Consider the following 19,960-nt stretch of genomic DNA (forward strand, 5'->3'; position numbering starts at 1 on the left):
GCACCGCCCCGCCGAAAGGAGACAGCTGATGGTGACCGAGGACGACCTGCGGGCCGTGCTGGCCGAACTGCACCGGCTGCGCACCCGGGTGCCGCGGCTCACCGGCGCCCTCGCGGCCGGCGTCGACGGCCTCGTCATCGCCCACGACACCCCCGGCGTCGACCCCGAGGGCCTGGCCGCGCTCACCGCCGCCGCGCTCGGGGTCGCCGTACGGACCTCCGACGCCACCGGGAACGGGGCCCTGCGGGAGCTGCTGGTACGCGGCGAGCGCGGCTATGTCGCCACCTACGCGGCCGGCCGCACCGCCGTGCTGACGCTGCTCGCCCAGGACCGGGTCAACGTGGGCCGGCTGCACCTGGAGGGCCGCCGGGCCGGCGCCCGCGTCGGGGAGCTGCTGGACGCCGCCGAGGCCGTACGCCCGCTCCCCGGCACCACCCCCGCACGCCCCCCGGGCCCCCCGGGCCCCCGCGCGCCGCGTACCCCGGCCGCCGATGCCCGTACCGCAACCGACAGCTGAGAGGACCCCCATGTCCGACACCGCGACCGCCCTGAAGCAGGCCCTCACCACCATCGCGGGCGCCACCGGAGCCGCGCTCGTCGACTACACCAGCGGGATGGCGCTGGGCACGATGGGCGACAGCACGGGCTTCGACCTGAACGTGGCCGCCGCCGGCAACACCGACGTGGTCCGGGCCAAGATGCGCACGATGGAACTCCTCGGCGTCAAGGGCGAGATCGAGGACATCCTGATCACCCTGACGGACCAGTACCACCTGATCCGCCTGCTCAAGGGCCGGGGCGGCAACGGACTGTTCCTGTACCTGGTCCTGGACTCCTCCCGGGCCAATCTGGCGATGGCCCGGCACCAGCTGCGCAGGATCGAGGAGGAGCTGGAGGTCTGACGGCGGCGGCTCAGACCAGGGCGGCGGTACGGCGGCGGGCCCCGCCCGGGGCCGCGTCGCCGGCCGCGATGCCCGTGGCCCGCAGGCTCTTGACGGCCTTGCCCGCCGGGCTTCCGCCGCCCCGGCCGAGCCAGTCGACGCGCACCCACAGCAGGGCCTCGGCGGACCGCTCCAGCCGTCCGATCCAGGCGGCCTTCAGCCACAGCCCGGCACCCAGCCCGGCCAGCAGCAGCCCGCCGGCCACGGGCACCGCGAACGCCGAGCCGAGCGCGAGCGCCCAGCCCAGCAGCAGCCACCAGCGGTGCCCCCGGCGCCAGCCGCGCACGGTCACCGCCCGGTCCTGGAGCACGTCGTACTTGCCCGCGCGGGCCGCCCCTCGGGCGAGAGCCGCGTACCGGCCCCGGCGGGCCAGCAGCACACCGGCCGCGCCCAGCAGGAACAGCGCCGCCCCGGCCGTCGTCCCGATCCGCCGCCCGGTCAGTCCCTCGGGCACGGCCCCGAGCCCGGCGGCGACGACCCCGAGCCACCACAGCGGCGCGGCGCCCGCCCGTACGACGACGGCCACCCGTGCCAGTCCCTGCCCTCCGCGTCCTCCGCGCGCCACGTCAGCCTCCCGTGTCACGTGTCCACACAGCGCTTGTGTCTCGCTGGGGAAGCTAATAGCAGAACGTGAGACGAATCTGAGAGCGGCGGGGCCCGGTCACTCCACGAACAGCCCCCGGGCCGCCGCCTTGGCGTCGAACTCCTCCAGCCGGGCCTGGGCGTCGGGCAGGTCGTCGCACAGCGCCTCCAGCAGCACCCGGCCGAGCAGCATCGGCGCGCACGCGGTGTCGAAGGCGAGCCCGGTGCCGACGGCGGCGGGCAGCAGCAGGTCGGAGTGCTTGGCGACCGGCGCGAACGCCGAGTCGGCGACCGTGACCACGGTCAGGCCCGCGTCCTTGGCGTGGGCGAGGGTGTCCACGACCTCGCGCGGGTGCCGGGGCAGCGCGAAGCACAGCAGGGCGGTGGCGCCGGCCCGGACGGCACCGTCGATCCGGTCCTGGATCATCGTGCCGCCCTCGTGCAGCAGCCGGACGTCCGGGTGGACCTTGGCGGCGAAGTAGGCGAACCCGTAGGCCTGGGAGGCGGCGGCGCGCAGGCCCAGCACCGGCAGCGGCCGGGAGGCGGCGAGGATCCGGCCGGCCCGCCTGACCGGGCGCGGGTCGGCGAGCAGCTCGGCCAGGTGCCTGAGGTTCTCGATCTCGGCCTCGACGGCCTGCTGGTACTCGTTGTAGGCGCGGGCGCCGGCGCCGGTGGCCGGTTCGGCCGGGACGACCTCGCGCAGGTGCCGGCGCAGGGCGGGGTAGCCGTCGAAGCCGAGGGCGACGGCGAACCGGGTCACCGACGGCTGGCTGACCCCGGCCAGTTCGGCCAGCTCCACACTGGACAGAAAGGGCACGTCGGCGGCGCGGCGCACCATGCTGTGCGCGATGCGGCGCTGGGTCGGCGTGAGCCGGTGGCCCTCGAAGAGCGCCTGCAACCGGTTCGCAGGGCTGTCGCTCGCGCTCATGCGGTACTCCCCCTCCAGATCTCCTCGACGCCCCGGGAGAGTACAGCGCCGGGGCATTGACAAACACCGGCCACCTATTCAGACAGTGTGTCGCTGCATACCGTTATACAGCCCGGTGTGGGGAGAACGCATGGCACAGTTCGTCGAACCGCGCTCCATCGACGCCGTCCCGGACGAGGAACGGCACGGCAGGGCCTTCGGCCAGTTCACGCTGTGGCTGGGGGCGAACCTCCAGATCACGGCCGTCGTCACCGGCGCCCTCGCGGTCGTCTTCGGCGGTGACGTGGTCTGGTCGGTGCTCGGCCTGCTGCTCGGCAATCTGCTCGGCGGCGCGGTGATGGCCCTGCACTCCGCGCAGGGCCCGCGCCTCGGCCTGCCGCAGATGATCCAGTCGCGGGCCCAGTTCGGGGTGCGCGGGGCGGTCGTCCCGCTGCTGCTGGTGGTCGTGATGTACGTCGGTTTCTTCGCCTCCGGCAGTGTGCTCGCCGGGCAGGCGGTGGGCGAGCTGACGCACACGGACGACACCACCGGGATCGTCGTCTTCGCCGCCGTCACGGGGGTCATCGCGACCGCCGGGTACCGGGTCGTGCACGCCCTCGGCCGGGTGGCGAGCACGGTGTGCGCGCTCGCCTTCGTCTTCCTCGCCGTACGCCTCCTGGAGCGCGCCGACACCTCCGCGCTGCTGCACGACGCGCACTTCTCGCTGCCGATGTTCCTGCTGGCGGTGTCCCTGTCGGCGTCCTGGCAGCTGGCGTTCGGGCCGTACGTGGCCGACTACTCCCGCTATCTGCCGCGTACGACGTCCCCGAAGGCGACCTTCTGGTGGACGCTGTCCGGCTCGGCGCTGGGCTCGCAGTGGTCGATGACCTTCGGGGTGCTGGTCGCGGCCACGGCCGGGGAAGCGTTCCTGGACAGCCAGGTCGGCTATGTCGTCGGTCTCGGCGGCACCGGACTGGTCGCGTCCTTCCTGTACTTCGTCATCGCGCTCGGCAAGCTCACCGTCAACGTCCTCAACACCTACGGCGGTTTCATGTCGCTGGTGACCGGCGTGAGCGGCTTCCGCGGGCAGCGGCGGCTGCCCCGGGCGGGCAGGGTGGCGTACATCGCGCTGGTGATGGCGGCGGGCACCGCGGTGGCCCTGCTGGGCAAGGACAGCTTCCTGTCCTCGTTCAAGGACTTCCTGCTGTTCCTGCTGACGTTCTTCACGCCCTGGTCGGCGATCAACCTGGTCGACTACTACCTGATCTCCAAGGAGCGCTACGACCTCGCCGCCCTCGCCGACCCGCACGGCCGCTACGGCGCCTGGCGCTGGGACGCCCTCGCGGTGTACGCGGCCGGCCTGCTGGCGCAGCTGCCGTTCCTCGCCACCGGCTTCTACACCGGACCGCTGGTGGAGCCGCTCGGCGGCGCGGACGTCTCCTGGATCGTGGGCCTCGCCGTGCCGGCGCTGCTGTACCGGCTCGTCGCCCGCCGGGTCCCGCTGCCGGACGTACCGGCGCCGGAACCGGGGGCCAGCACCAGTGCGGCCGGGCCCACCGCTTCCTAGGCTGACCGACATGGACACTCGCGATCCGCGCGCCACCGGCCCCGGGGAGGAGACCTCCCCCCGTCAGGACCCCGGCCTCGGCAAGGACCCCGACCTCAGGAGGGAACTGGACGCGACCGTGCGGGCCCGCGCTGAGCTGGGCGACGAGTACGACTCCGCCCTGGCGGACTCCTTCCTGGAGCGGGTCGAGCGGCGGATCGACGACGCGGTGGACCGCCGGGTGCGCCGGCAGCTGGCCGAGCGGCAGCTCGCCGACGCCCGCGCGGCCCGGCGGCCGGGCACGGCCGGCTCCTGGGCCGAGCGGTACGGCTTCGCGCTGATCACGCTGGTGCTGGCGATCCCGCTGTCCGCGATCGCGGGCGGCATGGCCGGGCTGTCCGGGCTGGTGGTCGCCTGGCTCGGCATCATCGGCGTCAACGCGGCCCAGTCCGTGCGCCTGAACCGGGAACCCCCGCCCGGCCGCGACCGCCCCGCGCCCGGGGACTGACCCACCGCCGGGGTCTCACGCCTGCCGGGTCGGCAGCACCATGACCTGGCGGAGGTTGACGTGCCGGGGGCGGCTTGCCACGTAGGCGACGACGTCCGCCACCTCCGCCGCCGACAGCGCGCCGATCTCCTCGAACATCCCCGCCAGCTGCCCGGACAGCTCCGGGTCGCGGACGAACGTCTTCAGCTCGGTGTCGGTCAGCCCCGGCTCGATGTTGGTGACCCGGACGTCCCGCGGTCCGAACTCGGTGCGCAGCGACTGCGACAGATGCGTGACGGCCGCCTTGGTCGCCCCGTACACCGTGTAGTTCGGGAAGGACAGGTGGGCGGCGACGGAGGAGACGTTCACCAGGTCGGCGGTGCGTCCCGCCGCCGCGGCGGCGACCAGGTCGGCGGAGAAGGCGCGGATGACCCGCAGCACTCCGGTGACGTTGGTGTCCAGCATCCGCCGCCACTCCTCGATCCGGCCCTCCTCCACCGGGCCCGGCAGCATGACTCCGGCGTTGTTGACGACCAGGTCGACGGCTCCGAACGCCTCGTGGATCCGGTCCCGGGCGGCCGTCACGGACGCGTCGTCGGTGACGTCGGCGGCCACGGCGAGCGCCTGCCCGCCGTCCGCGCGGACCTTGTCCACCAGCGCGTCGAGGCGGTCCGCGCGGCGGGCGAGCAGCGCCACCCGGGCCCCCTCGGCGGCCAGTTGGAGGGCGACGGCCTCGCCGATGCCGCTGGCGGCTCCGGTGACGACGGCGGTACGGCCGGACAGGCTCTCGTACGACATGGGTGCTCCCTCGGCGGTTGCCGTCCGGGGCGGCTCCCCGGCGGTCGGCACCACCCTCGCCGGATCCGGGGACCGTACCCAGGGATGCGCTTTTCCTGGGTCTGCCAGTACCAGGACGGACCGGCGGCACTCCCCTACGATCGCCGCATGGACGGTGACCGCACCGAAGCAGAGGTGGGCGACTTCCTGCGCTCACGCCGCGCCCGCATCAGGCCAGAGGAGGTGGGGCTGCCCGCGCACGGGCGGCGCCGCGTGCCGGGCCTGCGCCGCGAGGAGGTGGCCCAGCTCGCGGGCGTGAGCGTCGACTACTACATCCGGCTGGAACAGGGCCGGGGCGCGAGCGTCAGCGACTCCGTGCTGGACGCGGTCGCGCGGGTGCTGCGGCTGGACGACACCGAGCAGGCGTACCTGCGCGCGGTGGCGCGCCCCGGCCGGCGGCGCGCGAGGCCCGCCGCGGCGCCTGGGGTCCGCCCCGGCGTCCAGGCGCTCCTCGACGGCATGGAGCGCAGTCCCGCCTTCGCGGTGGACCACCGCATGAACGTGCTGGCCTGGAACGCGCTCGCCGACGCGCTGAGCGGCTACGGCCGGATGACGCCGGCCGAACGGAACGTGCCCCGGCACCTCTTCCTCGACCCGGGCGCCCGGGAGCTGTACCCCGAGTGGGCGGCGGTGGCCTCGTCGGCGGTGGCCCATCTGCGGCTGGGCGCCGGCCGGTACGCCGACGACGCCGAGTTGTGCGCGCTGATCGGCGAACTCTCCGTGAAGAGCGAGGACTTCCGCCGGCTGTGGGCGGACCACGAGGTCCGGGAGTGCTCCTACGGCGTGAAACGCGTCCGGCACCCGGTCGCGGGCCTGCTGACCCTGCCGTACGAAACCCTGACGGTGCCGTCCCAGCCGGACCAGACCCTCGTCATCTACACCCCGGAACCGGGCTCGGAGACGGCGGAACGCCTCGCGCTGCTGGGGAGTTGGGCCGGCGTCTGACCGCCGGGAAGACTGTCGCGGGGACCGCCGCACCCCCGTAGCCGGGGGGCGGGACGACGGCGGTCCCCGCGAGGGACGCGAGCCGGTCAGGACCGGACGTGCGCGTCCTTGGCGTCCATGGAGGTCCGGGAGCCGCTCCGGAGGTCCTGGCGCCGTTCGGCGCCGGCCGGGGCGGGGAGCCGATCCCGCCCTGCCGACGCCCACCAATCTGCCGGACGCGTGTTAAGCGGGTGCTGCGCGCACGTGACACCCTCGTACCACTTGCGCGAACCCCGGCCCCGCGCCGGCCTCGGCTACTTGTTGCCGCCCTTGGCCAGGAAGGCGAGCAGGTCCTGCCGGCTGACCACACCGGTCGGCTTGCCCTCGACCAGGACGATCGCCGCGTCCGCCCCGCCCAGCACCTGCATCAGGTCGCCGACCGGCTCGCCGGAGCCGACCTGCGGCAGCGGGGGGCACATGTGCTTCTCCAGCGGGTCGTCCAGCGAGGCCCGCTTGCTGAACAGGGCGTCGAGCAGCTCCCGTTCCACCACGGAGCCGACGACCTCGGCGGCCATCACGTCCGGGTGACCGGCGCCCGGCTTGACGACGGGCATCTGCGAGACGCCGTACTCGCGCAGCACCTCGATGGCCTGGCCGACGGTCTCCTCCGGGTGCATGTGCACCAGGGACGGGATGGCACCGGCGGCCTTGTCGTTCAGGACGTCGCCGACGCGGGCGCTGGGGCCCTCGTCCTCCAGGAAGCCGTAGTCGGCCATCCATTCGTCGTTGAAGATCTTGCTGAGGTAGCCGCGCCCGCTGTCCGGGAGCAGGACCACCACGACGTCGTCCGGACCGAGCCGCTCGGCGACCTTCAGCGCGGCCACCACGGCCATGCCGCAGGAGCCGCCCACCAGCAGGCCCTCCTCCTTGGCCAGCCGGCGGGTCATCTGGAAGGAGTCCTTGTCGGAGACGGCGACGATCTCGTCGGCGATCTGACGGTCGTAGGCGGTCGGCCAGAAGTCCTCGCCGACGCCCTCGACCAGGTACGGCCGGCCGGAGCCGCCGGAGTACACCGAGCCCTCCGGGTCGGCGCCGATGACCTTGACCTTCCCGTCGCTGGCCTCCTTCAGGTAGCGGCCGGTGCCGGAGATGGTGCCGCCGGTGCCGACGCCCGCCACGAAGTGGGTGATCTTCCCCTCGGTCTGCTCCCACAGCTCGGGGCCGGTGGAGTGGTAGTGCGAGAGCGGGTTGTTGGGGTTGGAGTACTGGTCGGGCTTCCAGGCGCCCGGCGTCTCACGGACGAGCCGGTCGGAGACGTTGTAGTACGAGTCCGGGTGCTCCGGCGCCACGGCGGTCGGGCAGACCACGACCTCGGCGCCGTACGCGCGCAGCACGTTGATCTTGTCGGTGCTCACCTTGTCCGGGCAGACGAAGATGCACTTGTAGCCCTTCTGCTGGGCCACGATGGCAAGTCCGACGCCGGTGTTCCCGCTGGTCGGCTCGACGATCGTGCCGCCCGGCTTCAGCTCCCCGCTCTTCTCGGCCGCCTCGATCATGCGCAGGGCGATGCGGTCCTTCACGGAGCCGCCGGGGTTGAAGTACTCCACCTTGGCCAGGACGGTCGCCCGGATGCCCTTGGTCACGTTGTTGAGCCGCACCAGCGGGGTGTTGCCGACGAGGCTGATCATCGAGTCGTGGTATTGCACCGTTGTCTCCGGTCGCTGCAAAAAAAGGTGTGTTCGTAGTGGTGTCGCCAGCCTAAGGCCAGCGGTGCGGCGAGCGCGGCCGTTCACTCCCCGTTGAGATTGACGCACGGTCCGTACGGGGCAAGGAGTGGGTACGGCTACGAGGAGGTGGCGGCGACGCATGACGAGCATGTCGAGGGCGCGGGTGGCCCGGCGCATCGCGGCCGGGGCGGCGTACGGCGGCGGCGGGGCCGGTCTGGTCGGCGCCGCCGTCGTCGGACTGGTGCTGGCGGAGGTGCGGCTGGCCCGGCGGCAGCTGGGCAACGGGCTCAGCGGCCGGGTGCCGGCGGCCGACGGCGTGTACGGGCACGCCTACGAGATCCCGGGCGAACCGGCGCTGCGGCTGGCCGTGCTCGGCGACTCCACGGCGGCGGGGCAGGGCGTGCACCGGGCGGGCCAGACACCGGGGGCGCTGCTGGCCTCGGGGCTGGCGGCGGTGGCGGAGCGCCCGGTGGAGCTGCGGAACGTGGCGGTCACCGGTGCGCGGTCGGACGACCTGGACCGTCAGGTGGGGCTGCTCCTGTCCGCCCCCGGGCCCGTCCCCGACGTGTGCGTGATCATGATCGGCGCGAACGACGTGACCCACCGGATGCCGCCGGCCCAGTCGGTACGGCACCTGTCGACGGCGGTACGGCGGCTGCGCACGGCCGGCGCGGAGGTGGTGGTCGGCACCTGTCCGGACCTCGGCACGATCGAGCCGGTGCAGCAGCCGCTGCGGTGGCTGGCCCGGCGGGCGTCCCGGCAGCTGGCGGCGGCCCAGACGATCGGGGTGGTGGCGCAGGGCGGGCGCACGGTGTCGCTGGGGGATCTGCTCGGGCCGGAGTTCGAGGCGCATCCGCGGGAGTATTTCGGGCCGGACAACTACCACCCGTCGGCGGAGGGGTACGCCACGGCGGCGATGGCTCTGCTGCCGACGGTGTGCGCGGCGCTGGGGCTGTGGCCGGCGGAGGAGGAACGGCCGGACGTGTCGCGCCGCGAGGGTTTCCTGCCGGTCGCCCGTGCCGCGGCCGAGGCGGCACAGGAGGCGGGGACGGAGGTCACGGCGGCGATGCCGGCGGGGCCGCGGGGACCGTGGGCGCTGCTCAAGCGCAGGCGCCGCCGGCGCCTCCCGGAAGCCGAGCCGGCGACTCCGTCGGTGTGACCGAGTCCCACCCGGCCAAGCAAGCGCTTAGAAAACTGCGGTCAGTGTCACACCGCGACACCGGTGACCTGGACCATACGGCCGGGTAACTTCCGAACCGGCCCTGCCCAACCCCCTTTCACTGGAGCCGTGATGCCCGAAGCCGTCATCGTCTCGACCGCCCGCTCCCCCATCGGCCGCGCGAACAAGGGCTCCCTGAAGGACCTGCGCCCCGACGACCTCACCGCCACGATCATCCAGGCCGCGCTCGACAAGATCCCCGAGCTCGACCCCAAGGACATCGACGACCTGATGCTCGGCTGCGGCCTCCCCGGCGGCGAACAGGGCCACAACCTCGGCCGGGTCGTCGCCGTGCAGATGGGCATGGACCACCTGCCGGGCTGCACGATCACCCGCTACTGCTCCTCCTCCCTGCAGACCTCCCGCATGGCACTGCACGCCATCAAGGCCGGCGAGGGCGACGTCTTCATCTCGGCCGGCGTCGAGATGGTCTCCCGCTACGCCAAGGGCAGCTCCGACGGCCTGCCGGGCACGCACAACCCGCTGTTCGCCGAGGCCGAGGCCCGCACCGAGGCCGTCGCGCAGCAGGAGGGCTCGACCTGGCACGACCCGCGCGAGGACGGCCTGCTGCCCGACCCGTACATCGCGATGGGCCAGACCGCCGAGAACCTCGCCCGCTGGAAGGGCGTCACCCGCCAGGAGATGGACGAGTTCGGCGTCCGCTCCCAGAACCTCGCAGAGCAGGCCATCAAGAACGGCTTCTGGGAGCGCGAGATCACCCCGGTGACCCTCCCCGACGGCACGGTGGTCAGCAAGGACGACGGCCCGCGCGCCGGCGTCACCCTGGAGGGCGTGGCCGGGCTGAAGCCGGTCTTCCGCCCCGACGGGCTCGTCACGGCCGGCAACTGCTGCCCGCTCAACGACGGCGCCGCCGCGCTCGTCATCATGTCCGACACCAAGGCGCGCGAGCTGGGCCTGACCCCGCTCGCCCGGATCGTGTCCACCGGCGTCTCCGGCCTCTCCCCCGAGATCATGGGCCTCGGCCCGGTCGAGGCCAGCAGGCAGGCCCTCAAGCGCGCGGGCCTGACCATCGACGACATCGACCTGGTCGAGATCAACGAGGCCTTCGCCGCCCAGGTGATCCCCTCCTACCGGGACCTGGGCATCGACCTCGACAAGCTGAACGTCAACGGCGGCGCCATCGCCGTCGGCCACCCCTTCGGCATGACCGGCGCCCGGATCACCGGCACGCTCATCAACTCGCTGCAGTGGCACGACAAGCAGTTCGGTCTGGAGACCATGTGCGTCGGCGGCGGCCAGGGCATGGCGATGGTCATCGAGCGCCTCAGCTGACCCGTGCCCCACGGTCCGTAGCGGGCCTGGCACGGTACGTCGCAGAAGGGCCCAGAACCGGGGAAACACCACGGTTTTGGGCCTTTCCGTGACCCAATCTCCCCCAGGATGTGACCTATCTCGCTCGCCGTACACATCGCCGCAGGTCAGCGCCGATCAGTCCGGCGCACGGCCAAACCGTGTGCCGTACGTCCTGTCCGATTCGTGACGTTACGCACTGACAGCTGGTTAGTCCGCCCTTCAAGCTGATGTAGGAAGTCGGGGGTCGACTTTGAACCGGGAGTACGTCAGTGAGCGCCATGCCGATCGCCCTGCTGCTCACCACGGCAGCCACCGGCGCCGTGGGCGTCGCCGTCCTGCGCACCGTCCTGAAGCTGCGCCGCCAGCTGACCGAGTTGCAGCGGCAGCTCGCCGACGACCAGGCGGCCACCGCGCGCGCCCTGCTGCCCGGCGCCCGTTCCGCCGCCGACGCCGACCGGATACGGGCGGCCGTGGCCGAGGCGCTCGCGGAGGAGCGGGAGCGGGAGCTGGCCGAGGCGCGGGCCTTCTGGGCCGCCCAGGAGGCGCGGGACGCCTCCGACGCGCCGATGCTGTTCGGTCTGCCCGAGGGTGATCTCTTCATGCCCCGGCAGGCGGACTTCGCGGGCCTGGAGTCGCTGGAGCCGGTGTCCGAGCCGACCGCCGACGCCGAGGACTTCTCCGGGGGCGACTCCCCGGAGCTGGCCGCCGCCCGCCGCCGGCACCCCTCGCACCCGGACTTCGTCCCGGCGCAGTCCCCGGCCGTGGGCGACCACGAGCGCACGGTGGCCGCCCTGGAGGAACTGGCCGCCGGGCAGGTGCGGCTCGCCGATGTGCGTCCCGGCCCGCTGGGCACGCTCGACGTCTACGTCTTCGCCGACGGCACCACGCTGTGCATGACCCCGGGCCACCGGGAGACGGCGGAACGGCTGGCCGCGGCCCTGGAGTCGGGTGAGACGCCGTACCTCCTGGGCGGCTCGGGCGTCTCCGGCTCGTACACCCTGACCTTCGCGTGCGGCGAGGACATGGTGTACATCCTGGCCGACCGGGTGATCGCGTCCCTGTAGTCCCGTAGGACCCGTAGGACCCGTAGTCCTCGCACTACCCGTAACCCCGTAGGCGTAGGGGCCGGGAGCCTCAGACCCCGGCCCGCTGCCGCGCCTCCTCCACCAGGCGCACCGCCTCGGCGACCTGGTCGTCGCCGTCCAGCACGACCGCGAGGTCATGGGCGGCCACCAGGATCTGGTCGGCGGCGGCGAACATCCCGGCGTCCGGCATCACGCGGGGCTCGGCACCGGGCGATTCCTTCCGCTGGGCCCACCCGGACAGCTCCCGGGCCAGCGCCAGCGCCTCCGCCGCGGCGCCGCGCTGGAGCCGGCTCTGCGGCGCGGCCCGCAACCGGTCGGCGAAGTGGTCCACTGCTTGGGTCAAGGGCGTCGTATCAACCACCCGCCGAGCGTAACGTGCCGCACTGTTGCCAATACGCGAACGCTCAGGCACGGTGACGTGAAGGACCGGCTTACATCCCCTTTGTGTCCGGAGGCGCCGATGTCCCACGTCTTCTCCGAGGAGACCCACCGCAATCTGCTCGCCCGTATCCCGCACTGCACCGGTCGTGAGGTGTCCGACTGGCTGCGTGCCGTAGAAGAAGGCCCGGCCCTGTTCCGCTTCGAGGAGAAGGTCAGCTGGCTCCGGCACGAGTACGACCTGGCGTACGGCCACGCCAAGGCGATCGTGCACGAGTACGACCTGAGGAGGGCGGCGCGCAGGCTGCTCTGAACGCCGAAGTGCCCCGGGTGTGTCACCCGGGGCACTTCGCCGTTTTTCGTGACCGTCGCTAGTCGTTGCTGCTGAAGATGGCCACCAGGCGCAGCATCTCGACGTAGATCCACACCAGGGTCATGGTGAGGCCGAACGCGGCGAGCCAGGACTCGCTGCGCGGGGCGCCGTAGGCGATGCCGTCCTCGATCTGCTTGAAGTCCAGCGTCAGGAAGAACGCGCCGAGCACGATCGCGATGATGCCGACGAGCGCGCCGAGCGGGCCGAAGCTGCGCAGCCCGCCGTCCTCGGCGACGCCGAACGCGACCAGCAGCAGGTTGATCGCCATGACGACCATGAAGGCGATCGCGATGGACAGGCCGATGCGGGCGTAGCGGGCGGTGACCCGGATCCAGCCGGCCTTGTAGATCAGCAGGGTGGCGCCCGAGACCGCCATGGTGCCGAGCACCGCCTGGAACGGGGCTCCGCTCCAGCGGCTGTTGAACATCTCGCTGAAGACGCCGAGGAAGACGCCTTCGAAGGCGGCGTAGCCGAGGATCAGCGCGGGCGACGGGGTGCGCTTGAAGCTCTGGACCATGGCCAGGACGAACGCGATCAGCGCGGCCCCGACGGCCAGGCCGTAGCTGGTGCCGGAGACCGGCAGCAGCGCCCAGGCGAGGACGGCGCCGATGGCGACCGTGCCGAGCGTGAGGGCCGAGCGGACGATCACGTCGTCCATGGTCATCCGACCGGTGGTGGCCGGGGCCTGGACGTCCGCCTGCGCGTACGGGTTCTGGGCGTAGGGATTCTGCGCGTACGGGTTCTGCGCGTACGGGTTGCCCTGTGCGGACCCGGCCTGCGGTGCGGTGTTGAAGCCGGCGTAGCCGTTGTCGCGGCTGAAGCCCCGTCGCGAGAAGACCGGGTTGCTGCTCCTCATTTCACTCCTCCATGACTGCCGAGTGCAGTCTTGGCTCAAGAGTAATGGATTGGCAAAGGACCGACCATGATACTTGAGGAGGATCCTTCCCCTTGCATGCTGCGCAACACGCTACGCGCACGTCCGATTCCCGGCCACGGGCGTACCGCTAGGCGAGCGGGAACCCGGTGTACGCCTCGGCGAGGTCGGTCTCGGCCGCGCGGGAGGAGGCGATCCGCTCCAGCCGGGCGAGCTGGAGCCGGGCGTCGAAGGGGGTGGCGTCCGGGGCGCGGTGCAGCAGGGTCGTCATGTCGTAGGAGAACCGTTCGGCCTGCCAGACGCGGCGCAGGCAGGTCGCGGAGTAGGCGTCGAGCAGCTCGGGGGAGCCGGTCTCCCGCTCGTGGACGAGGGCCCGGGCGAGGGTGACGACGTCGCCGGCGGCGAGGTTCAGGCCCTTGGCGCCGGTCGGCGGCACGATGTGGGCGGCGTCGCCGGCGAGGAAGAGCCGGCCGTGCCGCATCGGCTCGTGCACGAAGGAACGCATGGGGGTCACCGACTTCTGGGTGATGGGGCCGCGCTCCAGCCGCCAGTCGTCGTCCGTCTCCAGTCTCCGCTCCAGCTCGTCCCAGATCTCCTCGTCGCCCCACTGCCCGGCGTCCGTTCCCGCGGGGACCTGGAGGTAGAGCCGGGAGACGGCCGGGGACCGCATGGACAGCAGGGCGAAGCCGCGCTCGTGGCGGGCGTAGACGAGCTCGTCGTGCGAGGGGGCGACGTCGGCGAGGATCCCGAGCCAGGCGTACGGGTACGACCGCTCGAACACCCGGGAGACCCCGTCCGGGAAGGCCTTGCGGGCCACCCCCCAGAACCCGTCGCAGCCGACGGCGTACTCGCACTCCAGCACGTCCTCGCGCCCCTGGTACCGGAACGGGATCCGCGGCCGGTCGCCCTCGGCCCCCTCCACCGCCAGGGCCTCGGCCTCGAACAGCAGCGGCCCGCCCTCCTCCAGCTGGAGCGCGATGAGGTCCTTGCAGACCTCGGTCTGGGCGTAGACGGTCACGGACCGCCCGCCGGTGAGCCCGGGGAAGTCGACGCGGTGCCGGCGCCGGTCGAAGCGCAGCTCGATCCCGTCGTGCCGCAGCCCCTCCCGGTCCATCCGCTCCCCGGCCCCGGCGGCGCGCAGCACGTCGACCGTGCCCTGCTCCAGGATCCCGGCGCGCTGCCGCCGCTCGACGTAGGCACGGTCGCGGCTCTCCAGGACGACCGACTCGATCCCGGCGCGATGCAGCAGCCGCGCGAGCAACAGCCCGGCCGGCCCCGCCCCGATGATCCCCACGGTGGTACGCATCGACCGTCCCCTTCTCTCCACGTTGTTCGCCAGGTGAACTTTCCTTCACCAACTGCCCGCGAGTCTCGGCCTCACCGGACCCGACTGTCAATGGTCGGGCCCGCATCGAGCGATCAGGGGTACACCGGCGGCCGGCGATACGGTGACAGCGGTCGCGGGCGGATGCCGGCGGCGGAGGGGCTTCCAGGGAGCCGGCCAAGCCGACGGAGCGTCCTCATACTGAGGTCATAGCCGTACAAAACGCGCCAAGAGGCGGAAAGTGCCCGGAGCCGGACTCGAACCGGCACGCCCGCGAAGGGGCAGCGAGGTTTAAGCTCGCCGTGTCTGCATTCCACCATCCGGGCTTGCCAGGGGCTCCGCATCGAGGGTCCGAGCCTATCGGGACCCATCCCCCGAACAGCGGATGGGTGGACCGATGTTGTCTTATTTTATTGACGTCTGAGTGGGCATCAGCGGACGGAACTAGCCATCCGCACTTGCCAATAGCCTGCCGTGACAGGTGGGCGCGTGTACGCGAAATGACGGAATTTCACCGCTCGAACAAGACCGGTCCACCGGTTAACGAGATCCCGGACAGCCGTCGGCGCGCCCCGCGGTCCCTCAGGGTCGGCCGTCCTCCCCAGGTATGACACGACGGCCCCGCGTCCGACCCCAGTCGCCCCCCGGAACCGGAACAGCGTCTGACTCCAGGCGCACACCGCGCCGGGACGATGGAACGGTCCCCAGGAAACACGTCGTCCCGAGTAGGAGCACCGTCCCGTGACCACCACACCCACCGCCGGCCGGACCACCGCCGTCGCCGCGCGCGCCATGGAGCTGTCGAAGATCTACGGGCAGGGTGAGACCCGGGTGGTCGCCCTGGACCGGGTCTCCGTCGACTTCCGGGCCGCCGAGTTCACCGCCATCATGGGTCCGTCCGGTTCCGGCAAGTCCACGCTGATGCACTGCGTGGCCGGTCTGGACACCTTCTCCTCCGGGTCCGTGCGGATCGGTGACACCGAACTGGGCTCCCTGAAGGACAAGCAGCTCACCAAGTTGCGCCGGGACAAGATCGGCTTCATCTTCCAGGCGTTCAACCTGCTCCCGACGCTGACCGCGCTGGAGAACATCACCCTCCCGATGGACATAGCCGGGCGGAAGCCGGACAAGGCGTGGCTGGATCAGGTCATCCAGATGGTGGGTCTGTCCGGGCGCCTCGGCCACCGGCCCTCCCAGCTGTCCGGCGGCCAGCAGCAGCGCGTCGCCGTGGCCCGAGCCCTCGCCTCCAGGCCCGAGATCATCTTCGGCGACGAGCCCACCGGCAACCTGGACTCCCGCTCCGGCGCCGAGGTCCTCGGCTTCCTGCGCAACTCCGTGCGAGAGCTGGGCCAGACGGTGGTCATGGTGACCCACGACCCGGTGGCCGCCGCCTACGCCGACCGGGTGATCTTCCTGGCCGACGGCCGGATCGTCGACGAGATGTACGGCCCCACGGCCGAGTCCGTCCTCGACACGATGAAGCAGTTCGACGCGAAGGGCCGTACCAGCTGATGTTCCGCACCGCCCTGCGCAACGTCCTCGCGCACAAGGCCCGGCTGCTGATGACCGTGCTCGCCGTCATGCTCGGCGTGGCGTTCGTCTCCGGGACGCTGGTCTTCACCAACACCCTCTCCGACGCCTACCAGAAGAGTTCCGCCAAGGGCTTCGACCAGGTCGACGTCGCCGTACAGCCCAAGTACCAGGACTCCAAGGGAAATCGGGTCGGCAAGACGCCCGAACTGACCCAGGCGCTGCTCGACCGGGCCGCCAAGGTCCCCGGGGCCGCCTCCGCCACCGGTGTCGTCACCGGCTTCACCGCCGTCGCCGGCAAGGACGGCGAACTCGTCGGCGGTGACTGGCAGTCGGCCGGCGGCAACTACTGGGGCACCGAGGACCCCCGCTACCCCCTGGTCAGCGGCCACGCCCCGCGCGGCAAGGGCGAGGTGCTGATCGACTCCGCGACGGCCAAGCGGGCCGGCTTCAAGGTCGGCGACACCGTGCGCCTCTCCGTCGACGGCCCGGTCCTCACCCCCACCATCAGCGGCATCTTCACCACCGACGACGGCAACGTGGCCGCCGGCGGCAGCCTCACCCTCTTCGACACGCCGACCGCACAGGCCCTGTTCGGCAAGAAGGGCACGTACGACGAGATCGACGTGCGGGCGGCGGCCGGAACCAGCCAGGAGGCGCTGAAGTCCGCGCTGGACAAGGCCCTGCCCGCCGAGCTGGTGGAGACCACCACCGGCGAGCAGCTCGCCGACGACCAGGCGACGGCGATCGCCGAGGCCATGAGCGGCATGAAGCAGATGCTGCTGGTGTTCGCGGGCATCGCCCTGTTCGTCGGCACGTTCATCATCGCCAACACCTTCACCATGCTGGTCGCCCAGCGCACCCGTGAGCTGGCCCTGCTGCGGGCGGTCGGCGCCTCCCGCCGCCAGGTCACCCGCTCGGTGCTCGTCGAGGCGTTCGCGGTCGGCACGGTCGCCGGCGTGGCCGGTCTGGTCGCCGGCATCGGCATCGGTGCCGGCCTGCGCTCCCTGCTGGGTTCCCTGGGCGAGACCGTGCCCGACGGGCCGCTGGTGGTCAGCCCCGGCACGGTGGTGGCCGCCCTCGCGGTCGGCATCCTCGTCACCGTGCTGGCCGCCTGGCTGCCCGGCCGCCGGGCCGCGAAGATCCCGCCGGTGGCGGCGATGAGCAGCCTGCACGCCCAGGCCACCACCAAGTCCCTGGTGCTGCGCAACACCCTCGGCGCGCTGTTCTCGGCGGCCGGCGTCGCGGTGGTCCTCATGGCCACGAACATGGACGCCGACGCCGCCCAGGGCCCGATGGGCATCGGCGCGGTCCTGCTGATCATCGGCGTGTTCGTGCTCACGCCGCTGCTGTCCCGCCCGCTGATCGCCGCCGCGGCGCCGGTGCTGCGCGCCTTCGGGGTGTCGGGCAAGCTGGCCCGCCAGAACTCGGTGCGCAACCCGCGCCGTACCGCGGCCACCGCCTCCGCGCTGATGATCGGCCTGACCCTGATCACCGGCATGACGGTGATGGCGGGCAGCCTGCAGACGTCCATCGACCGGATGGCCAGCTCGGCGATCCGCGCCGACTACGTCGTCTCGATGGCCAACCGCGGCCCGCTCTCCCCCGACGTGGCGAAGAAGCTCGCCGCCGCCGACGGGGTCACCGCCAGCAGCCCGCTGCGCAACGGCGAGTCCCGCATCGACGGCGGCACCCAGTGGCTGACCGGCGTCGACGGCGCGGCCATCAACAAGCTGACCGACCTGAAGGTGACCGACGGCTCCTTCACGGTGGGCGGCACGCGGATCGTCGTGGACGAGGACCGGGCCAAGGAGCACGGCTGGAAGCCCGGTTCGCAGCTCACCGCGCACTTCGAGGACGGCGCGGCCCGCCGGCTGACCGTCGCCGGGGTCTACGAGGGCAACGACATGCTCAACGGGATCATCCTCGACAACAAGGTGCTCACCCCGCACCTGGCCGACCCGGCCGACATGCAGGTCATGGTCAAGATGGCGGACGGCGCGTCCGACGCGGCCCGGGACGGGCTGGTGAAGACCCTCGGCGTCAACCCGGCGATCAAGATCCAGGACAAGCAGGACATCTCCCGTGAGATCGGCAAGATGTTCACGCAGGTGCTGAACATGGTCTACGGCCTGCTCGGCATGGCGGTGATCGTCGCGGTGCTCGGCGTCGTCAACACGCTGGCCATGTCCGTCTTCGAGCGCGCGCAGGAGATCGGCATGCTCCGCGCGATCGGTCTGGACCGCCGGGCGGTCAAGCGGATGGTCCGCCTGGAGTCCCTGGTGATCTCCCTGTTCGGCGGGGTGCTGGGGCTCTCCCTGGGCGTGTTCTTCGGCTGGGCGGCCGGCGAGCTGATGGCCACGAAGCTGCCGACGTACGAGCTGATCCTGCCGTGGGGCCGGATGACGGTCTTCCTGCTGCTGGCGGGCGCGGTCGGCGTCCTGGCCGCGCTGTGGCCGGCCCGCCGCGCGGCCCGGCTGAACATGCTCACGGCGATCAAGGCCGAGTAACCGGTCGTACGACGGTGAAGGGGGCCCCTCGGGAAGGGGCCCCCTTTGCCGTGCGTACCGGCTGTCCGGTGCGGGCGGTCAGCCGTGCCAGGTGCGGGGCCGCAGCGAAAGCCCCGAGGCGCCGGAGACGGGGGTGCGGATCGCGAGGACCTGGTTGACACCGATCCGGTTGCGTTCGAAGGCGAGCGCGGAGGCGGCCATGTACAGCCGCCACACCCGGGCCCGGCCCGGGCTGGTGAGCCGGACCGCGCGGTCCCAGTCGTCCTCCAGGTTGGCCACCCAGCGGCGCAGGGTGCGGGCGTAGTGCTCGCGGATGGACTCCACGTCCCGGACCTCGAACCCGGCCCGCTCCAGCTGGGTGACGGTGGTGCCGACGGGGGCGAGTTCGCCGTCGGGGAAGACGTAGGCGTCGATGAACTCGTCCACCTCGTACGCCGACTCGTCGCGCTGCGGGCGGCGGGCGATCTGGTGGTTGAGCAGCCGGCCGCCGGGCTTGAGCAGGGCGTACAGCTGGCGGGCGTACTCCAGGTAGCGTTCGGCGCCGACGTGTTCGGCCATGCCGATGGAGGAGATCGCGTCGTAGGGGCCGTCCACGACGTCCCGGTAGTCCTGGACCCTGATCTCCACCCGGTCGGTCAGCCCCGCGTCGGCGACGCGCTTGCGGGCGTAGGTGGCCTGCTCCTGCGACAGGGTGACCCCGACGACGCTCACCCCGTGCTCGCGGGCCGCGTGGATGGCCATGGAACCCCAGCCGCAGCCGACGTCGAGCAGCCGCTGACCCTCTTTCAGGCCCAGCTTGCGGCAGATCAGTTCGAGCTTGTCGCGCTGGGCGGTCTCCAGGGTGCCGTCCTGCTCCCAGTAGGCGCAGGAGTACACCATGGAGGGGCCGAGGACGATCTCGTAGAAGTCGTTGCCGACGTCGTAGTGGTGGCTGATGGCCCGCTTGTCGGTGCGGCGGGTGTGCAGGTGCCGGCGGGGTCTGCGCATCTCCTCGCGCGGCGGGGTGGGCGGGATCGGCGGGCCGGCCAGTTTCAGCAGGTCGCGGACGGCGGCCCGGACGGCGGGGTCGCGCACGGCCTGGCGCAGGGTGCGGGCGTCCTCGCCGCGCTCCCAGATCAGGCCGGCCATCGCGTCCAGCACGGTGTACAGGTCGCCCTCGACGTCCAGGTCACCGGAGACCCAGGCGCGGGCGAGGCCCAGTTCACCGGGTTTGAAGAGCATCCGGCGCAGGGCGCGGCGGTTGCGCACCACGAGTGCCGGCGCGTCCGGCGGGCCGGCCTGCGATCCGTCCCAGGCCCTCAGCCGCACCGGGAGCGGGGCTCCCAGCACCTGTTCGGCAAGACTCCTCAGCCGCTGCGCGGCGTCGGCCATGACGCACACCTCCGTGACGGACGATCCCGGA

At 72.2% G+C, this 19,960-nt stretch carries 19 protein-coding genes and 1 tRNA gene; 11 read left to right on the forward strand and 9 right to left on the reverse strand.

From position 1 onward, the window contains the following. Positions 1–28: 28 nt before the first annotated feature. Both HB370_RS17035 and HB370_RS17040 read left to right on the forward strand, forming a co-directional pair. On the forward strand, positions 29–517 hold the full coding sequence (locus HB370_RS17035; RefSeq protein ID WP_030788114.1) for a roadblock/LC7 domain-containing protein: 489 nt from the start codon (positions 29–31) through the stop codon (positions 515–517). A gap of 10 nt (positions 518–527) precedes the next feature. Continuing rightward, entirely contained in the window at positions 528–902 is a 375-nt protein-coding gene (locus HB370_RS17040) for a hypothetical protein (protein WP_030788117.1), read from the forward strand. Between the two features lie 10 nt (positions 903–912). Here HB370_RS17040 and HB370_RS17045 read toward each other — a convergent pair whose 3' ends face one another. Both HB370_RS17045 and HB370_RS17050 read right to left on the reverse strand, forming a co-directional pair. After that, entirely contained in the window at positions 913–1,506 is a 594-nt protein-coding gene (locus HB370_RS17045; protein ID WP_106980748.1) for a hypothetical protein, read from the reverse strand. Between the two features lie 96 nt (positions 1,507–1,602). Then, positions 1,603–2,451, reverse strand: coding sequence for a MurR/RpiR family transcriptional regulator (locus tag HB370_RS17050; RefSeq protein WP_030788122.1), 849 nt, complete (start codon positions 2,449–2,451; stop codon positions 1,603–1,605). Positions 2,452–2,581: 130 nt separating this feature from the next. Between HB370_RS17050 and HB370_RS17055 the strand changes: the two genes are divergently transcribed. Both HB370_RS17055 and HB370_RS17060 read left to right on the forward strand, forming a co-directional pair. After that, a complete protein-coding gene (locus tag HB370_RS17055) occupies positions 2,582–3,997 on the forward strand; it encodes a cytosine permease (protein ID WP_030788125.1) in 1,416 nt (471 codons plus the stop codon). 10 nt (positions 3,998–4,007) lie between these two features. Next, the gene (locus tag HB370_RS17060) at positions 4,008–4,484 is read left to right on the forward strand and encodes a hypothetical protein (protein ID WP_051816016.1); all 477 of its coding nucleotides are present in this window, start codon (positions 4,008–4,010) and stop codon (positions 4,482–4,484) included. A 15-nt stretch (positions 4,485–4,499) separates the two neighbouring features. Here HB370_RS17060 and HB370_RS17065 read toward each other — a convergent pair whose 3' ends face one another. Further along, positions 4,500–5,261, reverse strand: coding sequence for an SDR family oxidoreductase (locus tag HB370_RS17065; protein ID WP_030788130.1), 762 nt, complete (start codon positions 5,259–5,261; stop codon positions 4,500–4,502). Between the two features lie 147 nt (positions 5,262–5,408). Here HB370_RS17065 and HB370_RS17070 point away from each other — a divergent pair, with 147 nt between their 5' ends. After that, positions 5,409–6,245: a helix-turn-helix transcriptional regulator gene (locus HB370_RS17070; protein WP_030788133.1), complete on the forward strand. Its 837-nt coding sequence runs from the start codon at positions 5,409–5,411 to the stop codon at positions 6,243–6,245. 293 nt (positions 6,246–6,538) lie between these two features. Here the strand turns inward: HB370_RS17070 and HB370_RS17075 are convergent, their stop codons facing one another. Further along, entirely contained in the window at positions 6,539–7,930 is a 1,392-nt protein-coding gene (locus tag HB370_RS17075; RefSeq protein ID WP_030788137.1) for a cystathionine beta-synthase, read from the reverse strand. 160 nt (positions 7,931–8,090) lie between these two features. On the opposite strand from HB370_RS17075, the gene HB370_RS17080 reads away from it, so the two are divergent. The 3 genes from HB370_RS17080 to HB370_RS17090 all read left to right on the forward strand — a co-directional run bounded on the left by HB370_RS17080 (position 8,091) and on the right by HB370_RS17090 (position 11,548). After that, positions 8,091–9,110 (forward strand): SGNH/GDSL hydrolase family protein, encoded by a 1,020-nt coding sequence (locus HB370_RS17080; protein WP_030788139.1) that lies wholly within the window; start codon positions 8,091–8,093, stop codon positions 9,108–9,110. A 132-nt stretch (positions 9,111–9,242) separates the two neighbouring features. Further along, positions 9,243–10,463 (forward strand): acetyl-CoA C-acetyltransferase, encoded by a 1,221-nt coding sequence (locus tag HB370_RS17085; protein WP_030788142.1) that lies wholly within the window; start codon positions 9,243–9,245, stop codon positions 10,461–10,463. Positions 10,464–10,753: 290 nt separating this feature from the next. Next, entirely contained in the window at positions 10,754–11,548 is a 795-nt protein-coding gene (locus HB370_RS17090) for a hypothetical protein (protein ID WP_037702551.1), read from the forward strand. Positions 11,549–11,618: 70 nt separating this feature from the next. Here the strand turns inward: HB370_RS17090 and HB370_RS17095 are convergent, their stop codons facing one another. After that, positions 11,619–11,930 (reverse strand): hypothetical protein, encoded by a 312-nt coding sequence (locus HB370_RS17095; protein WP_078637679.1) that lies wholly within the window; start codon positions 11,928–11,930, stop codon positions 11,619–11,621. A gap of 99 nt (positions 11,931–12,029) precedes the next feature. On the opposite strand from HB370_RS17095, the gene HB370_RS17100 reads away from it, so the two are divergent. Further along, positions 12,030–12,260, forward strand: coding sequence for a DUF4287 domain-containing protein (locus HB370_RS17100; RefSeq protein WP_030615555.1), 231 nt, complete (start codon positions 12,030–12,032; stop codon positions 12,258–12,260). A gap of 58 nt (positions 12,261–12,318) precedes the next feature. On the opposite strand, the gene HB370_RS17105 is transcribed toward HB370_RS17100, so the two are convergent. The 3 genes from HB370_RS17105 to HB370_RS17115 all read right to left on the reverse strand — a co-directional run bounded on the left by HB370_RS17105 (position 12,319) and on the right by HB370_RS17115 (position 14,844). Next, entirely contained in the window at positions 12,319–13,176 is an 858-nt protein-coding gene (locus tag HB370_RS17105) for a Bax inhibitor-1/YccA family protein (RefSeq protein ID WP_030788150.1), read from the reverse strand. Between the two features lie 148 nt (positions 13,177–13,324). After that, a complete protein-coding gene (locus tag HB370_RS17110) occupies positions 13,325–14,500 on the reverse strand; it encodes a 4-hydroxybenzoate 3-monooxygenase (RefSeq protein ID WP_030788152.1) in 1,176 nt (391 codons plus the stop codon). 260 nt (positions 14,501–14,760) lie between these two features. Beyond that, positions 14,761–14,844 (reverse strand) — tRNA-Leu (locus HB370_RS17115). A gap of 415 nt (positions 14,845–15,259) precedes the next feature. Between HB370_RS17115 and HB370_RS17120 the strand changes: the two genes are divergently transcribed. Next, positions 15,260–16,030, forward strand: coding sequence for an ABC transporter ATP-binding protein (locus tag HB370_RS17120; protein ID WP_030788155.1), 771 nt, complete (start codon positions 15,260–15,262; stop codon positions 16,028–16,030). Continuing rightward, a complete protein-coding gene (locus tag HB370_RS17125; protein WP_030788158.1) occupies positions 16,030–18,558 on the forward strand; it encodes an ABC transporter permease in 2,529 nt (842 codons plus the stop codon). Before HB370_RS17120 ends, HB370_RS17125 begins: the two co-directional genes overlap by 1 nt. Positions 18,559–18,636: 78 nt before the next feature. Here HB370_RS17125 and HB370_RS17130 read toward each other — a convergent pair whose 3' ends face one another. Then, positions 18,637–19,929 (reverse strand): cyclopropane-fatty-acyl-phospholipid synthase family protein, encoded by a 1,293-nt coding sequence (locus tag HB370_RS17130; protein ID WP_030788161.1) that lies wholly within the window; start codon positions 19,927–19,929, stop codon positions 18,637–18,639. Positions 19,930–19,960 lie beyond the last annotated feature (31 nt).

It is taken from the genome of Streptomyces sp. DSM 40868 (assembly GCF_011820545.1).
Lineage (GTDB): Bacteria > Actinomycetota > Actinomycetes > Streptomycetales > Streptomycetaceae > Streptomyces > Streptomyces eurythermus.

Bases quoted from the DNA above. Each gene is read 5' to 3' on its own strand.
- HB370_RS17035 (WP_030788114.1), top strand. From the start codon at position 29: ATGGTGACCGAGGACGACCTGCGGGCCGTGCTGGCCGAACTGCACCGG.
- HB370_RS17040 (WP_030788117.1), top strand. From the start codon at position 528: ATGTCCGACACCGCGACCGCCCTGAAGCAGGCCCTCACCACCATCGCG.
- HB370_RS17050 (WP_030788122.1), bottom strand. From the start codon at position 2,451: ATGAGCGCGAGCGACAGCCCTGCGAACCGGTTGCAGGCGCTCTTCGAG.
- HB370_RS17055 (WP_030788125.1), top strand. From the start codon at position 2,582: ATGGCACAGTTCGTCGAACCGCGCTCCATCGACGCCGTCCCGGACGAG.
- HB370_RS17060 (WP_051816016.1), top strand. From the start codon at position 4,008: ATGGACACTCGCGATCCGCGCGCCACCGGCCCCGGGGAGGAGACCTCC.
- HB370_RS17065 (WP_030788130.1), bottom strand. From the start codon at position 5,261: ATGTCGTACGAGAGCCTGTCCGGCCGTACCGCCGTCGTCACCGGAGCC.
- HB370_RS17070 (WP_030788133.1), top strand. From the start codon at position 5,409: ATGGACGGTGACCGCACCGAAGCAGAGGTGGGCGACTTCCTGCGCTCA.
- HB370_RS17080 (WP_030788139.1), top strand. From the start codon at position 8,091: ATGACGAGCATGTCGAGGGCGCGGGTGGCCCGGCGCATCGCGGCCGGG.
- HB370_RS17085 (WP_030788142.1), top strand. From the start codon at position 9,243: ATGCCCGAAGCCGTCATCGTCTCGACCGCCCGCTCCCCCATCGGCCGC.
- HB370_RS17100 (WP_030615555.1), top strand. From the start codon at position 12,030: ATGTCCCACGTCTTCTCCGAGGAGACCCACCGCAATCTGCTCGCCCGT.
- HB370_RS17105 (WP_030788150.1), bottom strand. From the start codon at position 13,176: ATGAGGAGCAGCAACCCGGTCTTCTCGCGACGGGGCTTCAGCCGCGAC.
- HB370_RS17110 (WP_030788152.1), bottom strand. From the start codon at position 14,500: ATGCGTACCACCGTGGGGATCATCGGGGCGGGGCCGGCCGGGCTGTTG.
- HB370_RS17125 (WP_030788158.1), top strand. From the start codon at position 16,030: ATGTTCCGCACCGCCCTGCGCAACGTCCTCGCGCACAAGGCCCGGCTG.
- HB370_RS17130 (WP_030788161.1), bottom strand. From the start codon at position 19,929: ATGGCCGACGCCGCGCAGCGGCTGAGGAGTCTTGCCGAACAGGTGCTG.